The organism is Candidatus Neomarinimicrobiota bacterium (assembly GCA_041862535.1).
Taxonomy (GTDB): Bacteria; Fidelibacterota; Marinisomatia; order SCGC-AAA003-L08; family TS1B11.
This window is the reverse complement of the sequence record JBGVTM010000258.1, coordinates 1-4,017: the sequence shown is the minus strand read 5'-3', so window position 1 is coordinate 4,017 and position 4,017 is coordinate 1. Positions and strand designations below refer to the sequence as shown.

Below are 4,017 nucleotides of genomic sequence, written 5' to 3'. Positions count from 1 at the left end.
CGAACCTCGCCTCTAGAAACTCGTATTCGCCCCGACAGGCCGGGCAATCTGTACGCTGGGCAATTCTGATGCGCTCAAATTCGCCTCTCCAGACATCAATCATGATAAGGTCCTGATTTACTTCTTTAGCTCCAATTAATATCTTCATTGCCTCGGCAGTTTGCAGAGAGCCGATAACAAAGGGAGCGGGGCTGATTACCCCAGCCGTGTCGCAGGTCAGTGCTATGCCTGCACCACCCGCCCCGGCCTGGAGACATCGGAAACAGGCAGTCTTATTCGGGATAATATTCATGGTCATTCCGTAGGAAGATATGGCTCCACCGTATACCCACGGGATATTATGCTTTAAGGAAACATCATTTATAAGGAGGCGGGTTTCAAGATTATCCAGCCCATCTAAAATCAAATCGGCACCGGCAACAAGCCTCTCGATATTGGCGTAGTTCACATCGGCAACTACTCCTTCAACTTCAACGGACGAGTTCACTTTATTCAGGTGCCGTTCAGCGGCTATTGCCTTCGGCAATCCAGCTTCTATATCCTCTTCACTAAAAATGACCTGCCGCTGTAAGTTGTGGTACTCAATAAAATCCCTGTCTACAATCTTTACTTTACCAAGCCCAGCTCGCACCAGAGAAGTGGCAATAACCGTGCCCAGGGCTCCGCAACCAATGATGACGGCATAGCTCTTGCCCAGTTTCTTTTGCCCTTCCTCACCTATACCAGGGAAAAGGGTTTGTCTTGAATACCTATCAATCACGGTGTCTTGCCTCCTTCTAAGCAAGTGGTGCCGACTATTAGACACCAGACCTAGATGTTATACATAACCTCTTCCGGCTGTTCTTTTCTTTTTTGTCGCTCGACCAAATCCTGCAAGGTTGTAGACTGCAAAACTCCTTCCATCGCTTTTTTCAGCTCACCCCAGATGTCTCGGGTAGCACAAGCGGAGGAACGGTTACATATCCCTGGATTATCAATGCAATCCACCGGGGCAATTGAGCCCTCAACAAGTTTAATGACCTCGCTCAATCTTATATCTTCAGGGGGTTTGACTAACGAGACCCCGCCTTTAGCACCTCTGGTACTCAGCAATATACCCCCAGCTATCAGGGGAGTGATTAAATGTTCCAGATACAGTAGTGATATTTGCTGCCTCTGGGCTATATCTTTTAACTGCACTGGTCTATCTTGTTGGTGAAGCGCTATATCTAATAGCGCCCTAGTTGCATATCGTCCCTTAGTAGAGAGTTTCATTTACATAGCTCATTGTTTACTATTATGATCAACTTAGTATACAATAACATACAATAGAAAGAATGTCAAGTTTATGTCACTCTACAGCCCTTTGTCTGCTATTCCCGTGATAAAATCAGTCTTAAGAGATTCTATTGAGCGTCTCTTTTGGATATTAGCCTATCGGTGGCCTAGTATTGGGAGGCGGTGGATTTTTCATTCCAATCCGGAAGTATTCACCCGTGTCTTTACGCTTCCAGCCTACTCTCTGGTTTAGCGGATGCTCCATTCTGATTGCTCCAGGCACCGGGCAGTCTTCAACACAGGTGCCGCAGAACCAGCACTCGTCCGGATAGAGCACAATGGGCGGCCCGCCCTTCTTGGGGTTGTGTACCATAACATCGATCCGGCACTGGTCGGCACATACATTGCACCCGATGCAAAGCTCAGGGTCGATTCTAACCGACAGGCACGGTGTTAGCGGATTGGGGACCATATATGCCTTGTTAGGTATCCTCATTTATCTCCTCCGTTTTAAGAACTCACAGAGTTAATCGTCAAGACCGCAGTGTTTTTCATAATTTTCCCGGTGAGTAGCCGCGTTGGGTGGTGATACCCAGAAGTTTGAAGGTAAATCACCAATCTTAACTTCGCCATCTTCCAGCCTGATGGTAATAAACTTGTTCCACTCAGGCGGGTCCATATCCGGATAGTCAACCCGTTTGAAGTCGAGGGGACGGCTGCTGGCTTTGCGAGCCAGTGAGGCATGTATAATCATTTCGCTGATGGTGATGCGGGTCAGGCATTCCAGGTAGCGAACCAGCTCGTGAGGGTTCCTGACATAAGTCCGGGCAGCTTCACTTTCTTTAATGCTATTGAGCCACCACTGTCCCATTTTGAGCATCTGTTCGCTTTTGTATTCGCCACAATATATCTGCATGACTCTGGTTATACCGGCGTGCAATTCTTTCCAGCCGATATCACCGTCTCTCCCTACAGCTTCATATACACGAGCTTTCTCATTATCTATCTGACTCCTGTCAGGGACAGAATCGGCAGCATTTTTGGCATAAGCGGCAGCTTGTCTGCCGGCGTATCTGCCGGTGGTGGCTGCACCGGGGTGTCCTCCCCCACAACCGCCAACTTGATTCCCTGCTGCGTATAAACCCTCCAGGTTTGTCCTGAGGTTCCAGTCGACAACCACTCCACCACCTGACCATCCTCCCCCAACAGCGCCGCTGCGCCACATTGGCGGTCCCAGTCCTTCTCCCCCGGCTTCTCGGGAGATAACTGGTGCCTGAAGCATGTCCTTGTCCGGGTCGAATCCAGCCTGGGTATAGACTTGGTATATCGGGACGCGGGTCTTACCCTCGTTACCCACCATAAGGCCGAAAATCGCCTTCCGCTCATATTCTGGCATACCCGGCAAATCGGCATATAGCGGAAGGATATATTCGCCCTTTTTTATCAGTTCGGGCAAGTCAGGGGTTGGCTGAGCAGACTGCCAGCCACGGGTGCGTTCTGCCACAGTTTCCAGTACATTCCCTTTCCTGTCGACCCAGGGCACTTCTTTACCATTGGCATCAACTATCGTGCACGGGTACCAAGTATTGGTCGGACTCCCGACGCCGAAACGTGGCCAGCCAAATCCGCCGGCTACCGGCCCTCTGCTTCTCTCCATTAGGGTAAATTCAGCCCCGGCTTTCCAAGCCATGGCACTGCCATCACCAACGCAGTTGGGGTCGTCGAGGTGAGCAGCAGACCCCGCCAATTCTGTTGAGAACACCCAGATGCCGGAAAATTGGGCGGCGGTGAGTATAACCGCTTTCGCCTTAAAGATATAGAACTTGCCGGTCCTTACATTTACTCCCATAGCGCCGATAACCCTAGCACCCGGCTTACCTCCTTCAGTCAGCAGACTTGTCGCCATAACGCGGTCATAGATTCTTATGCCCAGCCGTTTCATCTCTTTATGCATTATAGGTTTGATTCTCGCACCCCCACGAATGCGTATGTTGGTTCTGCCCTCATAATCATAGGCAAACATTATCTTGGTCTCATCATCCCGGAAGGGAGCACCTGCGAACTCATCTTTGACATCTCTAAACTCAAGTCCCATTTTCTCCACATCAAGAAGGGCATCCCAGGATTCCCTCATCGTGATGTAGCGAAAGATTCCATTGTTGTAAGTGGGAATAGAACCTTCACGCCTGGGCGCTTCTGCAACTCGATCGGGAGTCACCTTGGAACACGGGTTGGTAAACGCGTCACCCCAGTGGTCAACCCCAGCCCCTCCGCTGCCACTTCTTACCGTAGCCCCCTTCTCGACAACTGTTACCTTCACTCCTCTTTTTGCGGCATTTATCGCTGCGTGACATCCCGATATGCCACCACCGATCACGAGGATATCAGTGCTGACTTCACTCTCCTGGCCATAGTTCACCGGATAAGGCCATTCGGGGGCACCCTTTTTTGTAAACTCCTGATAATCAGCCATTATTATCACTCCTTAAGCATATTGTCGGTAGCCGCAGTTGCAAAATATTCGTTCCAAGATATAACGATGTCTTTACTAATACTATCATATTAGTATACAATATACTATAATATACTGCTAGCAAATATCACAGTAGGCACTTGTTACCAGGAATGACATATTCAGCCTACGACAATAAAGAACTGGAGGTTGATATAAACGGAACCATATTCAATCCGATGGTTCAGCGAACAAATAAACTAATGGAGGGAGAAAATGAAATTAGGAAGATTTATCGTTGATACCCA

4 protein-coding genes are annotated in these 4,017 nt (G+C 49.1%); all 4 read right to left on the bottom strand.

Annotated elements, in window-relative coordinates:
* A partial coding sequence (locus ACETWG_09505) for a ThiF family adenylyltransferase (GenBank protein MFB0516821.1) occupies positions 1 to 760 on the bottom strand: 760 nt, incomplete at its 3' end.
* A 50-nt stretch (positions 761 to 810) separates the two neighbouring features.
* Positions 811 to 1,254 (bottom strand): Rrf2 family transcriptional regulator, encoded by a 444-nt coding sequence (locus ACETWG_09500; protein MFB0516820.1) that lies wholly within the window; start codon positions 1,252 to 1,254, stop codon positions 811 to 813.
* A 154-nt stretch (positions 1,255 to 1,408) separates the two neighbouring features.
* The gene (locus ACETWG_09495; GenBank protein MFB0516819.1) at positions 1,409 to 1,729 is read right to left on the bottom strand and encodes a ferredoxin family protein; all 321 of its coding nucleotides are present in this window, start codon (positions 1,727 to 1,729) and stop codon (positions 1,409 to 1,411) included.
* A gap of 54 nt (positions 1,730 to 1,783) precedes the next feature.
* Positions 1,784 to 3,730 (bottom strand): FAD-dependent oxidoreductase, encoded by a 1,947-nt coding sequence (locus tag ACETWG_09490; GenBank protein MFB0516818.1) that lies wholly within the window; start codon positions 3,728 to 3,730, stop codon positions 1,784 to 1,786.
* Positions 3,731 to 4,017: the final 287 nt, after the last annotated feature.

Excerpts from the sequence above, each read along its gene's own strand:
- ACETWG_09500 (MFB0516820.1), bottom strand. The coding sequence starts at position 1,254 with ATGAAACTCTCTACTAAGGGACGATATGCAACTAGGGCGCTATTAGAT.
- ACETWG_09495 (MFB0516819.1), bottom strand. The coding sequence starts at position 1,729 with ATGGTCCCCAATCCGCTAACACCGTGCCTGTCGGTTAGAATCGACCCT.
- ACETWG_09490 (MFB0516818.1), bottom strand. The coding sequence starts at position 3,730 with ATGGCTGATTATCAGGAGTTTACAAAAAAGGGTGCCCCCGAATGGCCT.